At 73.5% G+C, this 23,128-nt stretch carries 20 protein-coding genes, 1 tRNA gene and 3 pseudogenes; 16 read left to right on the top strand and 8 right to left on the bottom strand.

All coding sequences use genetic code 11. The features are described from left to right. Window positions 1–30: 30 nt before the first annotated feature. Window positions 31–2,775 carry a pyruvate dehydrogenase (acetyl-transferring), homodimeric type gene (gene aceE, locus ACGF4F_RS10340; protein WP_357434896.1) on the bottom strand — a complete coding sequence of 915 codons (2,745 nt, stop codon included), beginning with the start codon at window positions 2,773–2,775 and terminating at the stop codon, window positions 31–33. A gap of 208 nt (window positions 2,776–2,983) precedes the next feature. Here aceE and ACGF4F_RS10335 point away from each other — a divergent pair, with 208 nt between their 5' ends. Then, the gene (locus tag ACGF4F_RS10335) at window positions 2,984–3,388 is read left to right on the top strand and encodes a YjbQ family protein (protein ID WP_357434897.1); all 405 of its coding nucleotides are present in this window, start codon (window positions 2,984–2,986) and stop codon (window positions 3,386–3,388) included. Window positions 3,389–3,507: 119 nt separating this feature from the next. Here ACGF4F_RS10335 and ACGF4F_RS10330 read toward each other — a convergent pair whose 3' ends face one another. Beyond that, a complete protein-coding gene (locus ACGF4F_RS10330; RefSeq protein WP_393076539.1) occupies window positions 3,508–4,095 on the bottom strand; it encodes an NADPH-dependent FMN reductase in 588 nt (195 codons plus the stop codon). Window positions 4,096–4,187: 92 nt separating this feature from the next. On the opposite strand from ACGF4F_RS10330, the gene ACGF4F_RS10325 reads away from it, so the two are divergent. The 6 genes and pseudogenes from ACGF4F_RS10325 (at window position 4,188) to ACGF4F_RS10300 (ending at window position 8,814) form a co-directional block, all read left to right on the top strand. Further along, complete coding sequence (locus ACGF4F_RS10325; protein WP_073833726.1) at window positions 4,188–4,670, top strand: MarR family winged helix-turn-helix transcriptional regulator; 483 nt, start codon at window positions 4,188–4,190, stop codon at window positions 4,668–4,670. 51 nt (window positions 4,671–4,721) lie between these two features. After that, window positions 4,722–5,126, top strand: a pseudogene (locus ACGF4F_RS10320) (transketolase); the annotation flags it as partial. Window positions 5,127–5,162: 36 nt separating this feature from the next. Next, a complete protein-coding gene (locus tag ACGF4F_RS10315) occupies window positions 5,163–7,562 on the top strand; it encodes a transketolase C-terminal domain-containing protein (RefSeq protein ID WP_393076837.1) in 2,400 nt (799 codons plus the stop codon). Window positions 7,563–7,673: 111 nt separating this feature from the next. After that, complete coding sequence (locus ACGF4F_RS10310; RefSeq protein WP_073833724.1) at window positions 7,674–8,111, top strand: DUF3052 domain-containing protein; 438 nt, start codon at window positions 7,674–7,676, stop codon at window positions 8,109–8,111. 78 nt (window positions 8,112–8,189) lie between these two features. After that, window positions 8,190–8,657, top strand: a complete 468-nt coding sequence (locus ACGF4F_RS10305) for a peroxiredoxin (protein ID WP_357434901.1) — start codon at window positions 8,190–8,192, stop codon at window positions 8,655–8,657. Window positions 8,658–8,739: 82 nt separating this feature from the next. Beyond that, window positions 8,740–8,814: transfer RNA gene (locus tag ACGF4F_RS10300), tRNA-Val, on the top strand. A 24-nt stretch (window positions 8,815–8,838) separates the two neighbouring features. Here ACGF4F_RS10300 and ACGF4F_RS10295 read toward each other — a convergent pair. Together ACGF4F_RS10295 and ACGF4F_RS10290 are read right to left on the bottom strand one after the other, a co-directional pair. After that, window positions 8,839–9,531, bottom strand: coding sequence for a hypothetical protein (locus ACGF4F_RS10295; protein ID WP_393076535.1), 693 nt, complete (start codon window positions 9,529–9,531; stop codon window positions 8,839–8,841). A gap of 183 nt (window positions 9,532–9,714) precedes the next feature. Next, window positions 9,715–10,218, bottom strand: coding sequence for a hypothetical protein (locus tag ACGF4F_RS10290; RefSeq protein ID WP_393076532.1), 504 nt, complete (start codon window positions 10,216–10,218; stop codon window positions 9,715–9,717). Between the two features lie 312 nt (window positions 10,219–10,530). Between ACGF4F_RS10290 and ACGF4F_RS10285 the strand changes: the two genes are divergently transcribed. The 3 genes from ACGF4F_RS10285 (at window position 10,531) to ACGF4F_RS10275 (ending at window position 13,686) form a co-directional block, all read left to right on the top strand. Further along, window positions 10,531–12,021 carry an NCS2 family permease gene (locus tag ACGF4F_RS10285; protein ID WP_393076529.1) on the top strand — a complete coding sequence of 497 codons (1,491 nt, stop codon included), beginning with the start codon at window positions 10,531–10,533 and terminating at the stop codon, window positions 12,019–12,021. Window positions 12,022–12,241: 220 nt separating this feature from the next. Continuing rightward, window positions 12,242–12,745 (top strand): GNAT family N-acetyltransferase, encoded by a 504-nt coding sequence (locus ACGF4F_RS10280; protein WP_393076526.1) that lies wholly within the window; start codon window positions 12,242–12,244, stop codon window positions 12,743–12,745. A 143-nt stretch (window positions 12,746–12,888) separates the two neighbouring features. Continuing rightward, complete coding sequence (locus ACGF4F_RS10275) at window positions 12,889–13,686, top strand: alpha/beta fold hydrolase (RefSeq protein WP_357434906.1); 798 nt, start codon at window positions 12,889–12,891, stop codon at window positions 13,684–13,686. A 12-nt stretch (window positions 13,687–13,698) separates the two neighbouring features. On the opposite strand, the gene ACGF4F_RS10270 is transcribed toward ACGF4F_RS10275, so the two are convergent. Continuing rightward, window positions 13,699–14,634, bottom strand: a complete 936-nt coding sequence (locus tag ACGF4F_RS10270) for a phosphotransferase family protein (RefSeq protein ID WP_393076523.1) — start codon at window positions 14,632–14,634, stop codon at window positions 13,699–13,701. A 40-nt stretch (window positions 14,635–14,674) separates the two neighbouring features. Next, window positions 14,675–15,259 (bottom strand): dihydrofolate reductase family protein, encoded by a 585-nt coding sequence (locus ACGF4F_RS10265; protein WP_393076520.1) that lies wholly within the window; start codon window positions 15,257–15,259, stop codon window positions 14,675–14,677. 90 nt (window positions 15,260–15,349) lie between these two features. Here ACGF4F_RS10265 and ACGF4F_RS10260 point away from each other — a divergent pair, with 90 nt between their 5' ends. Further along, window positions 15,350–15,925: a TetR/AcrR family transcriptional regulator gene (locus tag ACGF4F_RS10260; RefSeq protein WP_393076517.1), complete on the top strand. Its 576-nt coding sequence runs from the start codon at window positions 15,350–15,352 to the stop codon at window positions 15,923–15,925. 70 nt (window positions 15,926–15,995) lie between these two features. Beyond that, complete coding sequence (locus ACGF4F_RS10255) at window positions 15,996–17,147, top strand: polysaccharide pyruvyl transferase family protein (RefSeq protein ID WP_357434910.1); 1,152 nt, start codon at window positions 15,996–15,998, stop codon at window positions 17,145–17,147. Window positions 17,148–17,216: 69 nt separating this feature from the next. Here ACGF4F_RS10255 and ACGF4F_RS10250 read toward each other — a convergent pair whose 3' ends face one another. Further along, window positions 17,217–17,423 (bottom strand): hypothetical protein, encoded by a 207-nt coding sequence (locus ACGF4F_RS10250; protein ID WP_357434911.1) that lies wholly within the window; start codon window positions 17,421–17,423, stop codon window positions 17,217–17,219. Between the two features lie 82 nt (window positions 17,424–17,505). Here ACGF4F_RS10250 and ACGF4F_RS10245 point away from each other — a divergent pair, with 82 nt between their 5' ends. Further along, on the top strand, window positions 17,506–18,027 hold the full coding sequence (locus tag ACGF4F_RS10245) for a DinB family protein (RefSeq protein ID WP_393076514.1): 522 nt from the start codon (window positions 17,506–17,508) through the stop codon (window positions 18,025–18,027). Window positions 18,028–18,034: 7 nt separating this feature from the next. On the opposite strand, the gene ACGF4F_RS10240 is transcribed toward ACGF4F_RS10245, so the two are convergent. After that, window positions 18,035–18,907: a carbohydrate kinase family protein gene (locus tag ACGF4F_RS10240; protein ID WP_393076511.1), complete on the bottom strand. Its 873-nt coding sequence runs from the start codon at window positions 18,905–18,907 to the stop codon at window positions 18,035–18,037. Window positions 18,908–18,970: 63 nt separating this feature from the next. On the opposite strand from ACGF4F_RS10240, the pseudogene ACGF4F_RS10235 reads away from it, so the two are divergent. From ACGF4F_RS10235 to ACGF4F_RS10225, 3 genes and pseudogenes are all read left to right on the top strand, one after another. Further along, window positions 18,971–19,427, top strand: a pseudogene (locus ACGF4F_RS10235) (ATP-dependent helicase); the annotation flags it as partial. Window positions 19,428–19,543: 116 nt separating this feature from the next. Next, window positions 19,544–22,129: pseudogene (locus ACGF4F_RS10230) on the top strand (DEAD/DEAH box helicase); the annotation flags it as partial. Further along, the gene (locus ACGF4F_RS10225) at window positions 22,126–23,094 is read left to right on the top strand and encodes an SWIM zinc finger family protein (protein ID WP_393076508.1); all 969 of its coding nucleotides are present in this window, start codon (window positions 22,126–22,128) and stop codon (window positions 23,092–23,094) included. The pseudogene ACGF4F_RS10230 and the gene ACGF4F_RS10225, both read left to right, overlap by 4 nt. Window positions 23,095–23,128: the final 34 nt, after the last annotated feature.

Genomic DNA, 23,128 nt, shown 5'->3' with positions numbered 1-23,128 from the left:
GGGTGCGCCGGGCCCTTCGTACCGGATGGGTCAGCTGTCGCCGCCGGTCTCGCCGACCGGGGCGGCGTTGACGTCCTCCAGCGCGTACTTCCGGGCGGCCTCGGCCGGCACGTGGGCCGGCACCGCGCCGCGGAGGGCGAGCTGGCGCAGCGTCGCGACGGTCACCGACTCGGCGTCCACGTGGAAGTGCCGGCGGAGCGCGTGCCGGGTGTCCGACATGCCGAAGCCGTCGGTGCCGAGCGAGGTGTAGTCGCCGGGTACCCAGCGGGCGATCAGGTCCGGTACCGCGCGCATCCAGTCGCTGACCGCGACCTTCGGCCCCTCGGCGTCGGCCAGCTTCCGCTGGATGTACGGCACCCGCTGCTCGGCGCCCGGGTTGAGCAGGTTGTGCTCCTCGCACTCCACCGCGTCCCGGCGCAGCTCGGTCCAGGAGGTCACCGACCAGACGTCGGCGGCCACGCCCCAGTCCTCTGCGAGCAACTGCTGCGCCTTGAGCGCCCACTGCATGCCGGTGCCGGAGGCGAGGATGTTCGCCTTCGGCGCGTCCCCGCCGACCTGCGGCGCGGGGGAGTAGCGGTAGATGCCCTTGACGATGCCCTCGACGTCCACGCCCTGCGGCTCGGCCGGCTGGAAGATCGGCTCGTTGTAGACGGTGAGGTAGTAGAAGATGTTCTCCTGCGCCTCGCCGTACATCCGGTGCAGGCCGTTCTCCATGATGTGCGCGATCTCGTACGCGAACGCCGGGTCGTAGGCGACCACCGCCGGGTTGGTGGCGGCGATCAGCAGCGAGTGACCGTCCTCGTGCTGGAGGCCCTCACCGTTGAGCGTGGTCCGGCCGGCGGTCGCGCCGAGCAGGAAGCCCCGCGCCATCTGGTCGGCCGCGGCCCACAGCCCGTCGGCGGTCCGCTGGAACCCGAACATCGAGTAGAAGATGTACATCGGGATCATCGGCTCGCCGTGGGTGGCGTACGAGGTGCCGGCCGCGGTGAACGAGGCGACCGAGCCGGCCTCGTTGATCCCCTCATGCAGGATCTGGCCGCCGGTGGCCTCCTTGTAGGACAGGAACAGGTCCCGGTCCACCGAGGTGTAGCGCTGGCCGTGCGGCGAGTAGATCTTCGCGGTCGGGAAGAGCGAGTCCATGCCGAAGGTGCGCGCCTCGTCCGGGATGATCGGCACCCACCGCTTGCCGAACTCCTTGTCCTTCATCACGTCCTTGAGCAGGCGGACGAAGGCCATGGTGGTGGCCACCTTCTGCTTGCCCGAGCCTCGCTTGACGTCGGAGAAGCGCTCGCTGCCCGGGATCTGGAGGACCTTGCCGGTGGTCCGCCGGGTCGGCAGGTAGCCGCCGAGCTGCTTCCGCCGCTCGTGCAGGTATTCGATCTCCTCGGACTTCTCACCCGGGTGGTAGTACGGCGGGAGGTACGGGTTCTCCTCCAGCTGCTTGTCCGGGATGTCCAGGTAGAGCCGGTCGCGGAAGAGCTTCAAGTCCTCCAGCGTCAGCTTCTTCATCTGGTGGGTGGCGTTGCGGGCCTCGAAGTGCGAACCGAGCGTCCAGCCCTTGATGGTCTTGGCCAGGATCACCGTCGGCTGGCCGGTGTGCTCCATCGCCGCCTTGTAGGCCGCGTAGAGCTTGCGGTAGTCGTGGCCACCCCGCTTGAGGTTCCAGATCTCGTCGTCGCTGAGGTGCTCGACCATCTTGCGGGTGCGCGGGTCGCGGCCGAAGAAGTGCTCCCGGACGTACGCCCCGGACTCCGCCTTGTAGGTCTGGTAGTCGCCGTCGGGCGTGGTGTTCATCAGGTTGACCAGGGCACCGTCGGTGTCCGCCGCGAGCAGCGGGTCCCACTCCCGGCCCCAGACCACCTTGATCACGTTCCAGCCGGCGCCCCGGAAGAACGCCTCCAGCTCCTGCATGACCTTGCCGTTGCCCCGGACCGGGCCGTCCAGCCGCTGCAGGTTGCAGTTGATCACGAAGGTGAGGTTGTCCAGCTCCTCGCGGGCGGCCACGCCGATCGCGCCGAGCGACTCCACCTCGTCCATCTCGCCGTCGCCGAGGAAGGCCCAGACGTGCTGCTGCGAGGTGTCCTTGATGCCCCGGTGGTGCAGGTACCGGTTGAACCGGGCCTGGTAGACCGCGTTGATCGGCCCGAGGCCCATCGAGACGGTGGGGAACTCCCAGAAGTCCGGCATCAGCCGCGGGTGCGGGTACGACGGCAGCCCACCGCCCGGGTGCGACAGCTCCTGGCGGAAGCCGTCGAGCTGGTCCTCGCTGAGCCGGCCCTCCATGAAGGCCCGCGCGTACATGCCGGGGGAGGCGTGGCCCTGGTAGAAGATGTGGTCGCCGCCGCCCGGATGGTCCTTGCCCCGGAAGAAGTGGTTGAAGCCGACCTCGTAGAGCGACGCCGAGCTGGCGAAGGTGGAGATGTGGCCGCCCACGCCGATCTCGGGACGCTGCGCCCGGTGCACCAGCATGGCGGCGTTCCACCGGATGTACGCCCGGATCCGCCGCTCGATGTGCTCGTCACCCGGGAACCACGGCTCGCGCTCCGGCGGGATGGTGTTGATGTAGTCGGTGGTGGTCAGGGACGGCACCCCGACCTGGCGCTCGCGGGCCCGCTCCAGCAGGCGCAGCATGACGTAGCGGGCGCGCTTTGTCCCGCGCTCGTCGATGACACCGTCGAGCGACTCGACCCATTCGCTGGTCTCTTCAGGGTCGATGTCCGGAAGCTGGCTCGGCAGACCAGCGGTGATCACCGGGCGCTTGCGTTCCGTAGCCACAGGCGTTCCCTCGGTTCTGTGTGGGATAGGTCTCTAGCGCCATCCTGCCCCCTCGTGGCGCATGCCGTCACGTCTCCCTGCCCCAGACGCGACGCTGAACACAGGTACTCGCCGGTAACTTAGGGCGTTCCAGGGATGCGCTAGCAGCGTGCCCGCCGCCGCGCCCGGTTCGCGGCGCGCTCCGGCCGGCTGCGGCAGAATGCGCCCTATGCGTAGTGAGGAGATCAGCGTCCAGACCGGGTCCCGGCCGGCCGTCCGGGACATCACCGCCGAGGCCGAGCGGTTCGTCTCTGGGCAGGGCGACGGCCTGCTGCACGTGTTCGTGCCGCACGCCACCGCCGGGCTGGCCCTCATCGAGACGGGCTCCGGCTCCGACGACGACCTGCTGCGCGCGCTCGACGACCTGCTGCCCACCGACGACCGCTGGCGGCACCGGCACGGCTCGCGCGGGCACGGCCGGGACCACGTGCTGCCCGCCTTCGTCCCCCCGTACGCGACGCTGCCGGTGCTGGGTGGGCGGCTGGCGCTGGGCACCTGGCAGTCCCTCTGCCTGGTCGACACCAACGGAGACAACCCCACCCGCAAGGTCCGCTTCTCCTTCCTCCCCGCCTGACCGCGCCCCGCCCGCCGCGCCCCGGTTGGGCGCGCATTCGCGGAAAGAGTGGCCATCCCGCGTCACGCGTCGGATGACCACTCTTTCCGGGGATCTGCACGCCCGGCGGCGGCTCGCGGTCAGGCGGCGGTGGTGGCCAGGTGGGTGACGCGGATCTTGGTGGCCAGGGCGTCGAGGAGGGTGCGGAGGAGGGTCTCCGTCGTCTCGTCCTTGACCGTGCCGTCCTGGCCGAGCTTCTCGTGGGCGTTGGTCACGATGATCTCCGGCTTGGTGACCACGGCGGAGTCGGTCCAGAGGAAGAGCTGGCGGAGCTGGAGCTGGGCCCGGACGGTGCCCATCCCGGTCGGGGCGGCGCCGACGATGGCGATCGGCTTGTGGGCGAGCGGGGAGACCCACGAGGTGATCGGGAAGCTCGGCCGGGAGGCCCAGTCGAGGGCGTTCTTGAGTACGCCGGGAACGCCGTAGTTGTACTCCGGAGTGGCGATGAGCAGGGCGTCCGCAGCGGCGATCCGCTCCCGCAGGTCCATCACAGCGGCCGGCGGCGCCGGCTCGACGTCCTCGTTGAAGGGCGGGACGGCGCCGAGGTCGCGGTACCGCTCGATGGTCATGCCTGCCGGCGCGAGCCGCTGCGCCGCCCGGATGAGGGCGGAGTTGAACGACGCCTCGCGCAGGCTGCCGGAGAGGGCCAGGACGGAGAATTCGGACATGGTGCGCCTCCAGTGACGATGCTCGACGCACTTGCGTGAGCTCATCAACAGTTGAGCAGGTCAACCATTGGTTGGCAAGTACGATGTGAGGTATGGCGCAACCCTTCGTCTCCACCGCCGGCCCGGTCGCGGCCGACCGCTCCGGCCTGGCCGGGGACACCGTGCGCCGGATCTTGCACATCGCCTCGGCGATCCGGCACTACCAGGACGAGGAGATCGCCGCGCTGGGGCTCACCCCGGCCGCCGCCCGGGCCCTGCACGAGCTCGACCCCGACCGGCCGCTGCCCGGCCGGGACCTGGCCGAGCAGTTGCGCTGCGACCGGTCCAACGTCACCGCCCTGGTCGACAAGCTGGAGCAGGCCGGGCTGGTGGAGCGCCGGGTCGACCCGGCCGACCGGCGGCAGAAGACGCTGGTGGTGACCGAGGCCGGCCGGCGCGTCCGAGACCGGGTGCGCCAGGTGATGTCGGACTCCCGACTCCTCGGCGGGCTCAGCACCGAGGAGTTGGCCACCCTGCGTGAGCTGGTCTGGAAGGTCTCCGACGGCGGCTGCCCGGAGCAGTGCGGCGAGGCCTGATCCCCGCTAGGCGGAACGTGTCCGGGTGGGCGAGCTGACCCTTCGTCGGTAATGCTGTCCGACGTGACCACCCCGCAAGATCTCGACGACCGCTTCCGGGCGGCCCTGGCCGCGTTCGAGGCGCCCGCCCAGCGGCGTGACCTGGGTGAACCGCTGCCCGACGGCGCGTCGTTGACCGGAGCGCAGGCGCTGGCCCTCTTCGACGCCCAGCTGACCAGCCGCCTGCTGGACCTCGCCGGGCGGTGGCTGCGCAGCTTCGGCGAGGGCTACTACACCATCGGCTCGGCGGGCCACGAGGGCAACGCCGCGGTGGCCGCCGCCCTGCGGCCGACCGATCCCGCTCTGCTGCACTACCGGTCCGGGGCCTTCTACTGCCTGCGCGCCGCCCAGGCGGCGGGCGGCTTCCCGGTCGCCCCCACCGACGCCGAGCCGGCCGGCGACGACGACCCCGCGGACGCCGAACCCGGTGCGCGGGCCACCGCCACGGCGCGGATACCCGATCCCCGACGCGCCGTCGAGAGCTTCCCGGCCGGGCCGTCGGATGCCGGGTCCGCCCTCGGCGCGCCCATCGACCGGCCGCAGGGCGACCGCGAAGGCGGCCGGGCGGCGGCCGACCCCCGACCCGACCCCGGGCCGCGCGGCCTGGACCGCTCGCCGGACGAGGCGCCCGGCGTTGACGCCGCGGCCGACTCGGCGGTGTCGGGCGGCGACTCCGCCGAGCCCACGGCCGGCGGCGCCGAGACGACCGCGGATGGCGTGCCGGCCGAGCGGCCGGAGACCCCGCCCGTCGCCGTCCGGCCGGAGCCGGCCACCAGCCCACCCACCCGATCGGGCGACCACCCGGACCATCACCCTGCGCTGGTCGAGGCCGGGGTGGCCGTGGCCGCCGCCCGGCCGGCGCTGCCCGCGCCGGACCCCGCGGACGCGTACGCGGAGGCGGCTCGGGACGTGCTGCGCGGGATGGTCGCCTCGGCGCAGGAACCGATCGCCGGGGGCCGGCACAAGGTGTTCGGCCGGGCGGACCTCGCGGTCATCCCGACCACCTCGACGATCGCGTCCCACCTCCCGCGGGCGGTCGGCATGGGGCTCGCCCTCGAGCGGCTGCGCCGGGTCGGCAGCCGGCGGGTGCCGGGGACGACGGCCGAGGCCGGCGGGGACCCCGCCACCGGCTCGCCGTGGCCGCCGGACGCGATCGTGGTCTGCTCGTTCGGCGACGCCTCGGTCAACCACGCCACCGCGACGGCCGCGTTCAACACCGCCGGTTGGTACGACCACACCGGACTGCGCATCCCGGTGCTCTTCGTCTGCGAGGACAACGGGCTGGGCATCAGCGTCCGCTCCCCGACGGGCTGGGTGGCCGCCACGCTGCGCGCCAAGCCGGGGATCCGCTACTTCGCCGCCGACGGCAGCGATCCGGCCGAGGCGTACCGGGTGGCGGGGGAGGCGGCGGCCTGGGTGCGCCGGCACCGGCGGCCGGCGGTGCTGCACCTGACCACCGTACGGCTGATGGGGCACGCCGGGGCCGACGCGGAGACCGCGTACCGGAGCCCGGCCGAGATCGCCGCGGACGTCGCGCGGGACCCGCTGCTGGCCACCGCCCGGCTGCTGGTGGCGGCGGGCTACGCCACCAGCGAGGAACTGCTGGCCCGGTACGACGAGCGCGGCTGGCAGATCCGCCGGATCGCCGAGGAGGTGCTCGACGAGCCGAAGCTGGCGTCCCCGGCCGAGGTGGTGGCGGAGCTGGCCCCGCGTCGGCCGGTACGGATCTTCCGCGCGGTGGCTGACGCGGCGGACCGGGCGGCCGGGCCGAACGCGGGCGCCCGGGCCGAGGCGTTCGGCGGCAAGCCGCCGGAGCTGGCTGGTCCGCTCACCCTCGCGCAGAGCATCAACGCGGCGCTCGCCGACGGGATGCTGGACCACCCGGGGATGGCCGTCTTCGGCGAGGACGTCGCCGCCAAGGGCGGGGTGTACGGGGTGACCAAGGGACTGCGGGACCGGTTCGGTGGGGCCCGGGTCTTCGACACGCTGCTCGACGAGACCTCGATCCTCGGGCTCGGGCTGGGCGCCGGCGTCGCCGGGATGCTGCCGGTGCCGGAGATCCAGTACCTGGCGTACCTGCACAACGCCGAGGACCAGCTGCGGGGCGAGGCGGCCACCATGCGGTTCTTCTCCCGGGGGGCGTTCCGCAACCCGATGGTGGTCCGGGTGGCCGGGCTGGCCTACCAGGAGGGCTTCGGCGGGCACTTCCACAACGACAACTCGGTGGCCGTACTCCGGGACGTGCCGGGGCTGGTGGTCGCGGTGCCGGCGCGGCCGGACGACGCCGCGCCCATGCTCCGGACCTGCCTGGCCGCCGCGGCGGTGGACGGCAGCGTCTGCGCCTTCCTGGAACCGATCGCGCTCTACCACACCCGCGACCTCTACGCCGACGGCGACGGCGAATGGCTGGCCGAGTACGCCCCGCCGGGCGCCTGGGCCGCCGGGCACGTGCCGATCGGCCGGGCCCGGGTGTACGGGGTCGGCTCCGCCGAGGACATCACGATCATCACCTTCGGCAACGGCGTACGGATGTCGCTGCGGGCAGCGGCCGCTCTGGCCGACGAGGGGGTCGGGATCCGGGTGGTAGACCTGCGGTGGCTCGCCCCGCTGCCGGTGGCGGACATCGTCCGGGAAGCGTCGGCCACCGGCCGGGTGCTGGTGGTCGACGAGACGCGCCGGTCGGGCGGGGTGGGCGAGGGCGTGCTCGCCGCCCTGGTGGACGGCGGATATGTGGGTGCGGCGCGACGAGTTGCCGGACTTGACTCGTTTGTACCATCGGGTCCGGCAGCGCGTCAGGTTCTGGTCTCAGCGGAAGCCATTACCCAGGGTGCCCGTACGCTGCTGGCACGGTAAATTCCGTTCCACCCGGTGCGCCACTTGCGCGGCGAGCCACAACTGTGTGGACTGGGCGGAACGGCGTCGGACGACGCCGCGAGCAGGGATGAGATGAGGAGGCACGCGACAGTGAGCGCGACCGCTGGTCAGGCCGCCGACGGGGTACGCAGCCTGGCGGACCGGTTCGGGATCGAGCCGGGGATGGTCGTCATGGAGATCGGCTACGACGACGACGTCGACCAGGATCTCCGAGACGCCCTGACCGACCGCTGTGGGGATCTGGTCGACGAGGACACCGACGAGGTGGTCGACTCGGTTCTCGTCTGGTACCGCGACGGCGACGGTGACCTCTTCGAGCTCCTCGTCGACGCCCTCGGACCGCTGGCCGACAACGGCGTGGTCTGGCTCCTGACGCCCAAGGCCGGCCGGGACGGTCACGTCGAGCCGAGCGAGGTGGCCGAGAGCGCCCAGACCGCCGGCCTCCAGCAGACCTCCACGATCAACGCGGGTCGGGACTGGAGCGGGGCCCGCCTCGTGCTCCGACGCGGGTCCAAGGGCAAGAAGTAGCCGACCGTACGCACCCGGCGGCCGGCGCCGCCGGGTGTGGCAGGCTGACCATCTCCAGACTCGACCCAAGGAGCTCGCATGCCCATCGAGGTTGGCGCCGAGGCGCCGGACTTCGTGCTCAAGGACCAGAACAACCAGGAGGTCCGGCTCGCCGACTTCCGTGGCAGGCGCACCGTGCTGCTGGTCTTCTACCCGCTCGCCTTCACCGGCATCTGCCAGGGTGAGCTCTGCGAGGTGCGGGACAACCTCGACGAGTACGTCAACGACGACGTCCAGGTGCTGACCGTCAGCGTCGACTCCGTCTACAGCCACAAGATCTGGGCCGACCGGGAGGGCTACCAGTTCCCGATGCTGGCCGACTTCTGGCCGCACGGCGCGGTGGCTCAGGCGTACGGCGTCTTCAACGACGTGGCGGGCATCGCCAACCGCGGCACGTTCGTGATCGACAAGGCCGGCGTGGTTCGGTTCGCCGAGATGAACATGCCCGGGGAGGCCCGTGACCAGCAGGGCTGGCGCAAGGCCCTGGCCGAGGCCGTCGCCGCCTGATCCCACCCCAGGTACGCCGTTCGACCGGGTCGGAGGCCGGCAGGTAAGCTTGCCGAACTCCGGCCCGCCGTACGGGCGTTCCGGGCGCGTAGCTCAGTGGGAGAGCACTCGCCTTACAAGCGAGGGGTCGCAGGTTCGAAACCTGCCGCGCCCACCAGGTACGACCAGCGCCGGCGCTGCCTCACGCCGGCAGCGGCAGCGGTTCGCTGATCGCCAGGCCCGCGTCGAGTGCCGCGACGAACTGATCAGCCTGCCGCGGCGCGACCTCGTTGGCCCAGATGCGCGTCACGTCGAGGAAGCCGACCAGGTCGCGCTGTGCCGACCGCAGCAGGTCGGACAAGGCCGCCCGGTCGACATCGACACAGGCGCGGTCCGCCGGGGGTGTCGCCTCGTCCCCGCCCTCGGCCCACACGCGCACCACGTCGCCGTGATACTCCACCTCGGGAGCCGGGCTGTGCCCGAGGTCGACCAGCAGTCCGTTCAGAGTGCCCAGCCAGTCGCGCCATTCGAAGAGATCGCAGCAGCAACCGGGTTCCACCAGTACGCCGGTCGTCGAATCCGCGAGCAGCAGTCCGCCCGGAGCGTAGACGGTGTCGAGCCCGGCCAGCAGGCGGAGCGCTTCGGCGGGCGTGTCCGGAACTACGAGTGCGTCGCCGATCGGGCCGCTGTGGAACAGGAGCGACCAGACCGCCATACCGACCTCGGCGGGCCGCATCGCCCCGTGCAGCCGTAGCCATCCGGCGTCATCGGCGGTGACCGGCCAGAGGCCGAACGGCACAACGTCCGCACCTACTCGACTCACCACCGGTTCCAGGGTTGGCACCACGCCACGATAGCGGCGATGTAGGCATCGCGATTGATCGTTTTGCCACACGGCGGTCCCGAGCGGAGTGCCTCGCCGCGCTCGCCGATTGGCGCCTGCCGGTGGAGTTCCTGGTCCGGGAGGTGCTGTTCACCGAGGCCACCGCCGGTGCCTAAACGGTGCTGCGCCGATTGCCGCTGGCCGCACCCGACGCGGGACGTGACGCGACGAGTGGCCGGGCCTGAGCGGACCAGGTCAGGCGAACGGGCCGTCCGGGAACAGTAACCGGTAGATCACGAGCGGCCCCATGCACACCAGGAAGAGCAGGGCGAGCAGCGCCACGATGCCGGCCAGCACGGAGATCAGGACCGTCATGTGGGCGCGGACGGGTCCGGGAGGAGCGGGTGCCCGGCGGCCGGTCTCGCGGACCAACCAGTCTGCCGCCGACGCGGCGGCGGGGACCGGCTCGACGTGATCGAGCCGCAGCCCGTGACGGGAAGCCGAGTCGAGCAGGTCGTCCGGCGCAGCCTCGCTCTCCCAGGCCAGCGAGACGGCGCTCCACCCGCCGCGGAGCCGCCGTCCGTCGTACGTCAGCACGGGGTGGGTCCCGGCCCGGTCGCCGTCGCCAGGAAGGTACGAGACCGTAACCCGGGGAGCCCCGTCAGCATCCTGCCCGAACCAGAGGTCGAACCCGTCGACCCGCTGGCACAGCTCATCGACGAAGAGGCGCTCGGCGGCGGTCGGCTCCCGGTCGGTCACGGCGTGATCATGCCAGTGGCGATCAGGCGGGCCGCAGACCGGCGAGCGGAGCAGCCGGCCACCGGTCGGGAGTGACCTTGCCCACCCCGCTGCGCGGCGCCGCGTAGGGGCAGGTCACCTGCCGTTACCCGGCGGTTAAGCTGGGGGTGCGAAGTCGCTCCCCGACCGGGGTGCGGCTTCGTAGTGCTTCACGGGATCCGTGGAGCCCAGCCGTCCCGACGTTCTCCGGGCCAACCGAATCGGGACGACTGCACCCCCACCGCCCGACCGGCGCGTCCGGCGGGCCAACCCGGAACGGAGTACGGCCACGCCATGAGCGTGACTACGCAGGATCCTGCTGCCCCGGTCGAGTCGGCGGAACCCGCCGAGCGCGGCCGCCTCGACCGCTTCTTCGAGATCACCCGCCGTGGCTCGACCGTCAAGCGCGAGGTGCTCGCCGGGATCACCACCTTCGCGACGATGGCCTACATCGTCGTGCTCAACCCGCTGATCATCGGTACCGCCCCGGACAAGGACGGCAACCTGCTCGGCATCGCGCCGGTCGCCGGGGTCACCTGCCTCGTCGCGGCGGTCATGACGATCATGATGGGCATCGTCGGCCGGGTGCCGTTCGCCGTGGCGACCGGCCTGGGCTTGAACGCGTTCGTCGCGTACGCCGTCGCCTCCCAGATGACCTGGGCCGAGGCGATGGGCCTGGTGGTGATCGAGGGTCTGATCATCACCGTGCTGGTGCTGACCGGCTTCCGGAAGGCCGTCTTCCGGGCCATCCCGGCCTCGCTGAAGGCGGCCATCGCCGCCGGTATCGGTCTGTTCATCGCCATGATCGGCTTCGTCGACGGCGGTCTGGTCCGGCGGGTGCCGGACGCGGCCGGCACCACCGTCCCGGTGCAGCTCGGCGGCGACGGTACGCTGCGCGGCTGGACCACGGTCGTCTTCCTGGTCGGCCTGCTGGTCACCGGCATCCTGGTGGCCCGCAAGGTGAAGGCCGGCGTCCTGATCGGCATCGTGGCGACCACGGTCGTCGCGGTGATCGTCAACGCCCTCGCCAAGCCTGGGTCGGCGTTCGTCGACGGCAAGCCCAACCCGGCGGGCTGGCGGCTCAACGTGCCGACCCTGCCCGATCCGCTGATCAAGGCGCCCGACCTGCACCTGGTGGGCAACGTGTCGTTCAGCTCGTTCGCCCACGTCGGCGTGATGACCGCGCTGCTGCTGGTGTTCACCCTGGTGCTCGCCGACTTCTTCGACGTGATGGGCACGACCGTGGGCCTGGCCAAGCAGGCCGGCCTGACCACCAAGGACGGCACCGACATGCCTCGACTGGGCAAGGTGCTCTTCGTCGACGGCGTCGCCGCGGTCGCCGGTGGCGCGGGCAGCGCCTCCTCGGCCACCACGTACGTCGAGTCCTCCTCGGGCATCGCGGACGGTGGGCGTACCGGCCTGACCAGCGTGGTCACCGGCGTGCTCTTCCTCGGCGCGCTGCTGCTCACCCCGCTGGTGTCGCTGGTGCCGAGCGAGGCCGCCGGCCCGGCGCTGGTGATCGTCGGCGCGCTGATGATCCGCCAGGTCAAGGAGATCGACTTCACGGACGTGGGCGTCGCGGTTCCGGCCTTCCTCACCATGACCCTGATGCCGTTCACCTACTCGATCACCAACGGCATCGGCGCCGGCTTCGTGAGCTGGGTGGCGATCCGGGTGGCCCAGGGCAAGGCGCGCCAGATCCACCCGCTGATGTGGGCGGTCTCCGCCGCGTTCGTGGTCTATTTCGGCATCAACCTGGTCAAGGCCGTCACCGGCGTCAGCTGACCGGTCCACGCCGCGCCCCCGTCGCCCCCGGCCCGAGGCGGCGGGGGCGCGGCGTATCCGGATCATGGGTTAGAGTGCCGTCGCGCGGAACACGCGACCGTCGTGGGCGCAGGGAGATGAGGCCATGGATCGCCATGAGCTTCCTTCCTCGTACCCTCTTCCGGGTCGCGTGCGCTGACCGACCGCGACCCGGGTCGCTCCACGACCTTGGAGAATCGCGTTGTCCTTTTCCGACCTGACCACCGACCGACTCGTGCTGCGCCCGTGGCCCGCCGAGGAGGCCGCCGTCGCCGCCGCCGGTGAGCGCTGCCCGCACTGGGCGGCGGACTTTCCCAGCGAGGCCGACCGCATGATCGCCGGCCGGCTCACCCGCGAGCCGGAACGGCCGCACGGGCACTATCTGATGATCGAACGGGAAACCGGCCTGACCGTCGGCGCCATCGGCCTGTTCTGGCCGCCCACCGACGGTGCCGTCGAGTTCGGCTACGGCGTCGCCCCGTCCCGGCGCCGCCGCGGCTACACCACGGAGGCGGCCCGAGCCCTCGTCGCGTTCGCCCTCGCCCTGCCCGGGGTGTCCCAGGTGTACGCCAACGTGGACGCGGCCAACGTGGCCTCGGTCCGGGTGCTGGTGAAGGCCGGCCTGCGCCCTGTCGGCACCGTGGCCACCGACGAGGGGCCGTTGCACCGGTACGTCGCCGAGTGGCGCGGGACCGACCCGGCTTGAGACTTTGGGTACGTCTGTTGTCGCTCCGGCGACAACAGACGCACCCAAAGGAGTGCATCGTCGCGCGGCCGGGGGACGACTGCCCGTCCCGACGCCGGGACGCGACGCTCGTTGTACCGGTACAGGGACGGGGGAGCACGGTCATGAGCTACGCGGACGTCAACGGGGTTCGGCTCTGGTACGAGGTGCACGGGACCGGCCAGCCGCTGGTGCTGCTGCACGGCGGCTACGGCGCGGTGGAGATGTTCCAGCCGATCCTGCCCGCCCTCGCCGCTCGCCGCCGGGTGATCGCCGTCGACCTGCAGGGGCACGGCCGCACCGCCGACGTGGACCGGCCGCTGCGGTACGAGTCGATGGCCGACGACATCGCCGCGCTGCTGCGGCACCTCGACCTGCCGCAGGCCGACCTGATGGGCTACTCGCTCGGCGGCGGGGTGGCCCTGCGTACCGCGATCCAGCACCCGGACCTGGTCCGCCGCCTGGTGCTGGTCTCCACGCCGTGCCGGCGGCGCGGCTGGTACCCGGAGGTGCTGGCCGCGATGGCGGCCCAGGACGAGCGGGTCGCCGAGCAGATGCGCGGCACCCCGCCGCACGAGCTCTACCTGCGTCTGGCACCGCGCCCGCAGGACTGGCCGACGCTCTGGGCCAAGACCGGTGAGCTGCTGCGCCGCGACTACGACTGGTCCGCCGAGGTGGCCGCGCTCGCTCTGCCGGTGCTCCTGGTCTTCGCCGACGCCGACTCGGTCCCGGTCAGCCACATGGCGGAGTTCTTCGGGCTGCTCGGCGGCGGGCACCGGGACGCCGGCTGGGACGGCACCGACCGCCCGGCGTCCCGGCTGGCCGTGCTGCCCGGCCTGACCCACTACGACATCGTCGGGTCACCGGCGCTGCCGGAGGCCGCCCTGCCGTTCCTCACCCACGAGGTACGCCCGCCCGCCTGACCGCCCAACGGGTCAGGGGAGGCGGCGGGTGAGCCAGCGCAGCAGGGCGTCACCCTGGGCACGCTGGAACGCCCTGACCGTGGGGATGCCGGCCGGCGGCGGCAGCCGGGCCCCGTCGAGGAAGAACCCGGTGAACCCGGCCAGTACGCCGGTCAGGTCGGCCGGATCCACTCCGGCGGCGAGCGGCAGATCGCGCAGCAACGCCTCGGGGTCGTGCCCGCCGTAGACCTGTACGTTGACCAGGATCATCAGGCTGTCCAGCCACACCGGCCCCCGGCAGGCCCATGGCCAGTCCACCACGCTGACCCTGCCGTCGGGGCCGATCAGCAGGTTGTCGGCGCGGATGTCGAGGTGGCACAACGTCTCGCCGGTCAGCGCCGCCAGCCCCCGGTCGGCGGCGGCGCACAGTTCGGGCAGCCGGGCCCGGGCCCACGGGTCCAGGTCGGTCGGCGGGTCCGCGGCGATCCGCCGCCAGCCGGCGAAGTCCGGCGCGAGCTGGGCGGCGGCGGTGGGTGCCACGGCGACCGACGCCGGCGTGAGCGCCGCGGCCATGGCCTCCAGGGTGGACAGCACCGCGCTCAGCTCGCCGGCCGCCCAGGGCGTCACCGGGTGCCGCCCCGCCACGTCGGTGAAGACCAGCGCCACCCAGTCGCCGTCGTCGTAGCTGCCGAGCAGCCGGGGCGCGGGCGCGGCCGGCGGCAGTGCGGCGGCGATCAGCGCCTCCGCCCGGTGCAGCCCGGGACTGCGGTCGTTCTGGGCCGGGCTGACCGCCTTGACGAAGGCGCGCCGGCCGCCGGCGGTACGCACCCGGTCGGCGGTGCCGGGGGAGAAGCCGCCCGACTGGGAGACGGCCTCCACCACCCGGTCACCGAGGATCTCCTCGACCGCGGCCCGGACCCGGTCGGGCAGGTCCGCCCAGTGGATCCGGCGGTTCGTCGCGCGCGTCACCGGTCCACCGTGCCGCCAGGCACCGGCCGGGGCAATCCGATTACCGCGCCGGGGCGGCGTATCGGAGGATGACCACTCCACTGTCGAACGGGCGTGCCTCGACCAGGGTGAACCGGTGCGGCTCGAAGCCCCGGTCGGCCAGCGGGATCCCGCTGCCGGCCACGATCGGGTTCAGCTTGACCACCAGCTCGTCCACCTCGCCGAGGAGTTGGCCGGCGAGGTGCCCGCCGCCGCAGAGCCAGATGTCCCGGCCGGGCTGCCGCTTCAGCTCGCGGACGAAGGTCACCGGATCACCGGCGACGATCTCCACCTGCGGGTCGTCCGACGGGGGCAGCGAGCGGGAGAAGACGTACTGCTTCAGGTGGGCGTACGGGCTGGTGACGCCCATCTTCAGCCCGGGGTCGTAGGTGCCCCGCCCCATCACCAGCGCGTCGAAGCGGCCCGTGGGCGGCGACTCGATGCCGAGCTGGGCGTGGGCGAACGTGGGGAAGGTCTGGGGCCATTCGGCGGCCAGGTGGGCCAGCAAGTCCGGCTCCGGCATCAGGGGAAAAAAGTCGAACGACCCGTCGGGTGCGGAGATGAAGCCGTCGAGGGTGCTGGCGACGTAGTACACGAGCTTGCGCAAACCTGCTCCGATGTTCAGCTCAACCACGACGGCTGTCGTGGTTGACGGAGAATCTACTACACCTGTCGTGGTTGTTGCTAGGGTGTCGCCGTGGCCAGAAATCCGGAACGCCGTACCCTCCTCGCCGACGCCGGGCTGCGCGTGCTCGCCGCGGCCGGCGCGCGCGGGCTGACCCACCGCGCGGTCGACGCCGAGGCCGGTGTCCCGACCGGCACCGCCTCCAACTACTTCCCGTCCCGGGGCGCGCTGCTCGCCGGGCTCGCCGAGCGGATCTTCGAACGGATGGCGCCCGACCCGGCCGTGCTGGCCGACCTCGGCCGGCGCGAGCCGTCCCTCGCCCTGGTGGCCGACTACCTGCGGTACATCGTCGAGCGCACCACCCGCGAGCCGGACCTCACCCGGGCCCTGTTCGAGTTGCGGCTGGAGGCGTCCCGCCGCCCCGAGTTGCGGCGCGCGCTCGGCAACGTGCTCCGCCGGGGGTACGCCGACGACGTGGCCTTCCACGTCGCGGCCGGGCTGCCCGGCGGGGCCTTCGAGGTGGCCCTGCTGCACTACGCGGTGGACGGGCTCCTGCTCGACCTGCTCACCACGTCGATCGACGCCGGATTCGACGTCGACCAGGTGGTGTCCGCCCTGGTCTCCCGCCTGGTCGGCGCCGCTGGCTGACCGCCGTCCCAGGTGTGTCCACCGGCCCAGGGGGAAACCCGGGCAGGACGCCCCTGGGGAGGAGCGACGGATGACGGATGCCCCGGCACTGACCATCGGCGTGCTCGGCTCGTACGGCGGTCGCAACCTCGGCGACGAGGCGATTCTGACCGGCCTCCTGTCCGATCTGCGGCAGCTTGAGCCGAACGCCCGGATCATCGTGTTCTCCCGGAACCCGGCGCACACCGCGCTGGCCCATCCCGATGTGGAGGCGGTGCCCTGGGAGGGGGTCAGCCGGGCCGACTCGTCCCTGCTGCTGGCCGAACTCGACCTGCTCATCCTCGGCGGCGGCGGGATCCTCTACAACCGCGAGGCCCGCCGCTACCTGCGGGTGGTCCGGGTGGCCCAGGAGCGGGGCCTGCCGCTGCTCACCTACGCGGTGGGGGTCGGGCCGCTCAGCGACGGCATCGACACCGGGATGGTGCGCGAGACCCTGGCCGGGGCCGCCGAGGTGACCGTGCGGGACCAGGAGTCCCGGATGGTGCTGGAAGAGGCCGGGCTGCTGAACCCGATCACCGTCACCGCCGACCCGGCGTTCCTGCTGGAGCCGGAGGACTTCCCGGAGAGCTGGCTGCGCGAGGAGGGCGTCCCGGGCGGCAAACGGCTGGTCGGGTTGAGCGTTCGCGAGCCGGGCCGGGCCGCCGAACGCCTCGACGTCGACGGCTACCACCGGCTGCTCGCCCAGATCGCCGACTTCCTGGTGCACCGGATCGACGCGTACGTGCTCTTCGTGCCGATGGAACGCGACGACATCCGGCACTCGCACGGGGTGATGTCGCACATGACCGCGTCGGAGCGGGGCCGGATCCTGCACGGTGACTACTCGCCGAGACAGATCCTGGGCATGATGCGCCACCTCGACCTCGCGGTCGGCATGCGGCTGCACTTCCTGATCTTCGCCGCCATGATCGGCACGCCGTTCCTGCCCCTGCCGTACGCCGGAAAGGTCTTCGACCTGGCCCAGCGGCTCGGGGTGCCGGCGCTGCGCGGCGTGGAACGCGAGGTGGAGGGCCCGCTGCTGGCGGAGGTGGACCAGTTGTGGGACGAGCGGGAGGCGCGGGCCGACGAGACCGCCCGCCGGGTGGCCGAGGTGTGCGAGCAGGCCCGCGGCACCTCCCAGGTCACCCGGGGGGTGCTGGAGAGCATCCGGTCGCGCACCCTGACCCGGACCGGCGCCAGCTGAGCCGGCTCGTCGGGCCGGCGGGCCTCGTCCACCCCGGTGCCGGCCGTCGAGGGATCGACCCGAGCGGGGTCAGAGCGCCGGGCCGCGCCAGGTGTAGACCCACGGTCGGCCGCGGTGGTCGTCCGACTCCAGCTCGTAGATCTCCGCCTCGGCCAGCCCCTCTGGGCCGAGGCGATGGTGCGTCAGCGGCGGCCGGCCGTTGTCGTCCAGCTCGACGGTGACGGTCTCGCCGTCGGCCACGCCACCCACCAGGGGGATCTGCACCGTTCCTGCCATGCGCCCATCCTGCCCCGGAGGCCGCCGCGCCGCAGCGATAGCGGGGCAGCGGGCGGGGCCACTCCGGGACTAGGGTCCGAGGATGGCGGACACGACGATCGACCCCACGCTCGGTCCGGTCCTCGCCCGTACGGGCGACGAGCGAGCCGTGCTCGAATCGTTCCTCGACTTCCACCGGGCCATCGTGCTGCGCAAGGCGCGGGGCCTCGCCGACGCCGACGCGAGCCGACGCCTGGTGCCGTCCCTCACCACCCTCGCCGGCCTGCTCAAACACCTGGCCCTGGTGGAGCGGAACTGGCTCCCCTGCCTGTTCGCGCCTGAGCCGGGGGACGTCTACCTCACCACCGAGGAGGAAGCGGCGGCGAGCTTCACCCTCGAGCCCGGCGAGACCGTCGAGACCCTCGCGGCGGGGTACGAGGCGGCCTGCGCCCGGTCCCGGGCGATAGCCGCCCGGTTCGACCTGGACCACGTGGTGCCGCACCCGCAGCTCGGAGAGGTGTCGCTGCGCTGGGTGCTGGTTCACCTGATCGAGGAGACCGCCCGGCACGCCGGGCACGCGGACATCCTGCGCGAGCTGACCGACGGCGAGACCGGGGCGATCTAGGGACGGTTCAGTCCCGGGGCAGCAGGCCGGGCGGATATTCCATCCCGTCGTGGGTGCAGGCGGCGGCGGCCACCCGGGCGGCGTACCGGGCCGCGTCGAGCGGGGACGCGCCGCCCAGCCGGGCGGTGATCAGGCCGGCCGCGAAGGCGTCTCCCGCGCCGTTGGTGTCCACCACCGGGGCGGGCGGGGTCGCCGCGGGCACCCGCACCGGTGGCGTGTCCGGGCCGTGCAGGGTGGCGCCGGCTGCCCCGCCGGTCACCAGCACGGTCCGGGGCGCCAGCCCCGCCGCCACCTTTCCGGCCCGCTCGCCCAGCCGCACGTCGCTCAGGAAGACCAGGTCGGCGACCTCGGCGAAGGGGCGGTGGTAGTCGTTCTCGCCGTCCCAGTCGTGCAGGTCGGTGGAGAGCGTCACGCCGGCCCCCAGGCTCGCGCGCAACCCCGGCAACGCGTCCCGCGCCCAGTCCATGATCGACACATGCACGTGCCGCGCGTCGCCGGCCAGCGCGGCGAGCTCCGCCGGGGCGAACGGCGCCGGGCCGGACCACGGGCGCGGGTCGTAGAGGGACATCCGGCGGCCGGCCGGGTCGACCAGGTTGACCGATCGGCGGGTGCCGGCGGGCGCCTCGGCCAGCACGGCCCGTACCGAGGTGCGGGCCAGCGCGGCCCGGACCACGTCGCCGGCCGGGTCGGCGCCCAGCACGTCCACCAGCGCCACCCGCAGGCCCAGGGCGTGCGCGGCGAGCGCCACCCCGGCCCCGGTGTTGCCGATGCGCAGCTCGATCGGGGGTACCGTCAGCGAGTCGGCGGCCGGCAGCGGGAGCGCGGGCACCTGGGCACGGATGTCGACTCCCAGGCCACCGATCACGAGCAGATCGACCATGGCGGCGAGAGTAGTCGGTCCCGGCCGCCTATCCTGGCCTCGGGCGTCGTCGAGGGGGAGTGCGTGCTGGTCATCCACGGGCTGTGGCTGTCCGGTGTCGGGCTCGCCGTCTGGGCCGAGGACAGCACCCGCCCGGCCCGGGCCCCGCGCCGACCCGGCCGGGCGCCGCGGGAGCGTCCGCACCCCTTCGCCGCCGACCACGCCACCCTCGCCGCCGCGCTCGGCGACCCGCCGGCCGAACCGGCGTCGGTGCTGCTCACCCTGCCCACCCGGGCCGGCTCGCCGATGGACTCCCCGGAGCTGGTCCGGACCACCGCCGGGGAACCGGTCCGTGGTCCGGTCACCCTCGCCGGGTGGCGGGTTCCCGCCCTGGCGTACGCCCCGGACGCCGCGCTCGCCCTGCTCCGCGCCCTCGAGGTGGGGGACGTGGTGCCGGGGGCGACCCTGCGTCACCTGGCCGAACTGGCCGACTTCGCCGCCGACCTCGTCAGCCGCGGCCGGCTGCTGCCCGGTGTGGCCGACGTCGGCGCCGTGCCATCCGCCGACTCCGCGGCGCGGACCCGGACCGGGCGGGACGCGGTGGACGGCGCGCGACCCCGGCGGCACCTGCGTCCGGTGGACCACTCCGACGTGGTCACCGCCCGGGCGGTCTGGCGGCCGCTGCTCACCGGCACGGACGCGGCCTGGGCGCGCTCGCTGGCCCTCGCCCTGCCCCCGGCCGCCCGCGCCGCCGTCGAATGGGAGGTCACGCCGCCCGGCGCCGCGGCCGGCGCCGTCGGACCAGGGGAGCTGGTCGCCGAGGCGCTGGACGCGTTGACCGACGCCGCCGCCCGGGCCGCCCTGGCCGACACCCTGCTGCACCGGGGCATGCGCCCGGTCGGGCCGGTGCCCCGCTGGCTGGCCGCGCTCACCGGGCCGGAGCGCGCGTTCCACGCCGAGCCGGCCGCCCTCGACACCCTGCGGACCGAGCTGGACGCCTGGCAGCGCGACGCCGCCGGCGGCCGGGTACGGGCCGCCTTCCGGCTGGTCGAGCCGCCCGTCGACCCGGTGGCCGAGCTGGTCGAAGGGGGATCCTGGCGACTCGAGTTCGGCCTGCACCCCACCGACGAGCCGGGCCTGGTGGTGGACGCGGCGCAGATCTGGCGCGGGTCCGCGCCCGCCCTCGTCGACCACCGGATCGAGCCGCAGGAAACCCTCCTCGCCGAGCTGGGCCGGGCCAGCCGGCTCTGGCCGGACCTGGACGACGCGCTGCGGACCGCCGCGCCGGAGGGGATGGAGCTGGACGCGGACGGCGCGCACCGGTTCCTCCGGGAGGGTGCGCCGGTGCTGCACGCGGCCGGCTTCGGGGTGCTGCTGCCGTCCTGGTGGCGGCGGCCCTCGTCCCGCCTCGGCGCCCGACTGCGGGCGCGCAGCCGGAGCGCCCCCGCCACGGTCGCCGCCGCCGCGGCGGGCCTCGGGCTGGACGCCCTGGTCGACTATCGCTGGGAGGTGGCCCTCGGCGACCAGCCGCTGACCGCCGAGGAACTGGCCGCCCTGGCCGAGCTGAAGTCCCCGCTGGTCCGGCTGCGGGGCCGCTGGGTCGAGCTGGACCCGGACCGGCTCGCCGCCGGGCTGCGGCTGCTCCGCTCGGCCGGCGAGCTGACCGTGGCCGACCTGCTGCGGATGGGTCTGGCCGGCGCCGACCGCCCCGACGCGCTGCCGGTGCTGGAGGTGACCGCCGACGGGCCGTTGGGTGAGCTGCTGGCCGGGGAGGCGGAGCGGCGGCTCACCCCGGCCGACCCGCCACCGGGGTTCGCCGGGACGCTGCGGCCGTACCAGCGGCGCGGGCTGGCCTGGCTGGCGTTCCTCCAGTCGCTCGGGTTGGGCGGGATCCTCGCCGACGACATGGGGCTGGGCAAGACCGTGCAGCTGCTCGCGCTGCTCGCCGGGGACCCGCCGGAGGGCGGGCCCACGCTGCTGGTCTGTCCGATGTCGCTGGTCGGCAACTGGCAGCGGGAGGCGGCCCGGTTCACGCCCGGGTTGCGGGTCCACGTGCACCACGGGGCCGAGCGCGCCCGGGGTGAGGCGTTCGTTGCGGCGGTGCACGCCGCGGACCTGGTCCTCACCACCTACTCGGTGGCCGCCCGCGACGCGTACGACCTGGCCGGGATCGACTGGCACCGGGTGGTGGTGGACGAGGCGCAGGCGATCAAGAACGCCGCCACCCGGCAGGCCGAGGCCGTCCGGTCGCTGCCCGCGCGGCACCGGGTCGCGGTCACCGGTACGCCGGTGGAGAACCGGCTCGCCGACCTCTGGTCGATCATGCAGTTCGCCAACCCCGGCCTGCTCGGCCCGGCCGCCACCTTCCGGAAGAAGTTCGCCGAGCCGATCGAGCGGCACGGCGACGCCGAGGTGGCCGGGCGGCTGCGCCGGATCACCGGACCGTTCGTGCTGCGCCGGCTCAAGACCGACGCGTCGATCATCTCCGACCTGCCCGAGAAGCTGGAGATGGAGGTGCTCTGCAACCTCACCGCCGAGCAGGCCGCCCTCTACCGGGCGGTGGTCGACGACATGATGGCGAAGATCGAGTCCAGCGACGGGATGGAACGCCGCGGCCTGGTGCTGGCCACCATGACCCGGCTCAAGCAGGTCTGCAACCACCCCGCCCAGCTGCTGCACGACGGCTCGGCCCTGCCCGGCCGCTCCGGCAAGCTGGAACGGCTCGAGGAGATCGTCGACGAGGTGCTCGCGGCCGGGGAGAAGGCCCTGCTCTTCACCCAGTACGCCGAGTTCGGCGGGATGCTGCGCGGGCACCTGTCCGCCCGTACCGGCCGGGAGGTGCTCTACCTGCACGGCGGCGTCGGCAAGGCCGAGCGGGACGCCATGGTGACCCGGTTCCAGTCCCCGGACGGTCCGCCGCTGTTCGTCCTGTCGCTCAAGGCCGGCGGCACCGGGCTGACCCTCACCGCGGCGAACCACGTGGTGCACGTGGACCGCTGGTGGAACCCGGCCGTCGAGGACCAGGCCACCGACCGGGCCTTCCGCATCGGCCAACGCCGCCGGGTGCAGGTACGCAAGTTCGTGTGCGCCGGCACGGTCGAGGAGAAGGTGGCCGCGATGATCGCGGACAAGCGCAGCCTGGCCCAGCGGGTGGTGGGCAGCGGCGAGCAGTGGGTCACCGAGCTGTCCACCGACACCCTGCGTGAGCTGTTCGCGCTGGACGCCGGGGCGGTGGTGGAGTGACCACTCCGGACCGAGGGTCGCGGTTCGCCGAGTTCGGGCCGCCGCGCCGGGTCGAGGGCGGCCTGAAGGCGCGCAGCACCCGAGGCGCGATCGGCCGCTCCTGGTGGTCCCGGCGCTTCCTGGAGGTGCTGGAGTCCTTCGCGCTCGGCACCCGGCTCACCCGGGGCCGGGCGTACGCGCGCCGGGGCCAGGTGCTCCGGCTCGACGTCGCCCCCGGGCTGGTGACCGCCAGCGTGCAGGGGTCACGGCCCAAGCCGTACCCGGTGCGGATCGGGTTGGCGGCGTACCCGGACGAAGTCTGGGACCGGCTCGAGGCGGACCTGGCCGGGCAGGCGTTCTTCAGCGCCCGACTGCTCGCCGGCGACCTGCCGTCCGAGTTGGAGGAGCTGTTCGTCGAGGCGGAGGCGCCCCTCTTCCCGGCCGACGTGGCCGAGCTGGAGCAGCACTGCGGCTGCCCTGACTTCGCCGTCCCGTGCAAGCACCTGGCGGCCACCTTCTACCTGCTGGCCGAGGCGTTCGACGCCGACCCGTTCCGGCTCCTGCACTGGCGTGGTCGGAGCCGGGCCGAGCTGCTCGACCGGCTGCGTACCCTGCGGGGCGTCGCCGCGAGCGCGGACGGCGTACCGGCCGAGCAGGCGGCGGTGCCGGGCGTACCGGCCGGCCCGGCGGACGCCGGTGACAGGCCCGCGGCGGCGGCGGAACGAGCCGTGGCCGGCGCCGGGCGGGTGCTCGGCGGCCTGCCGGCGGCCGAGCTGGCCGACGAGCTGGACCGGTTCTGGCTGCCTCCGGCGCCGTTGCCCGACCGGCCACCCACCCTGGCGACCGGACCGGAGCTGCTGCTGCGCCAGCTCGCCCCGCCGGGGGCCGCGATCGGCGGCCCCGGCCTGGTCGAGCGGCTACGGCGGGCCTACCGGGAGTTCGGCCGGCCGCGACCGGCGACGGACCCGGACACCTCGGCGCGCTGATCCCCGGCGTCCGGTCTCCCGGCCCGCAGGGTGC

It is taken from the genome of Micromonospora sp. NPDC047740, from assembly GCF_043204735.1.
Lineage (GTDB): Bacteria > Actinomycetota > Actinomycetes > Mycobacteriales > Micromonosporaceae > Micromonospora.
This window is presented reverse-complemented; position numbering and strand designations above follow the sequence as displayed.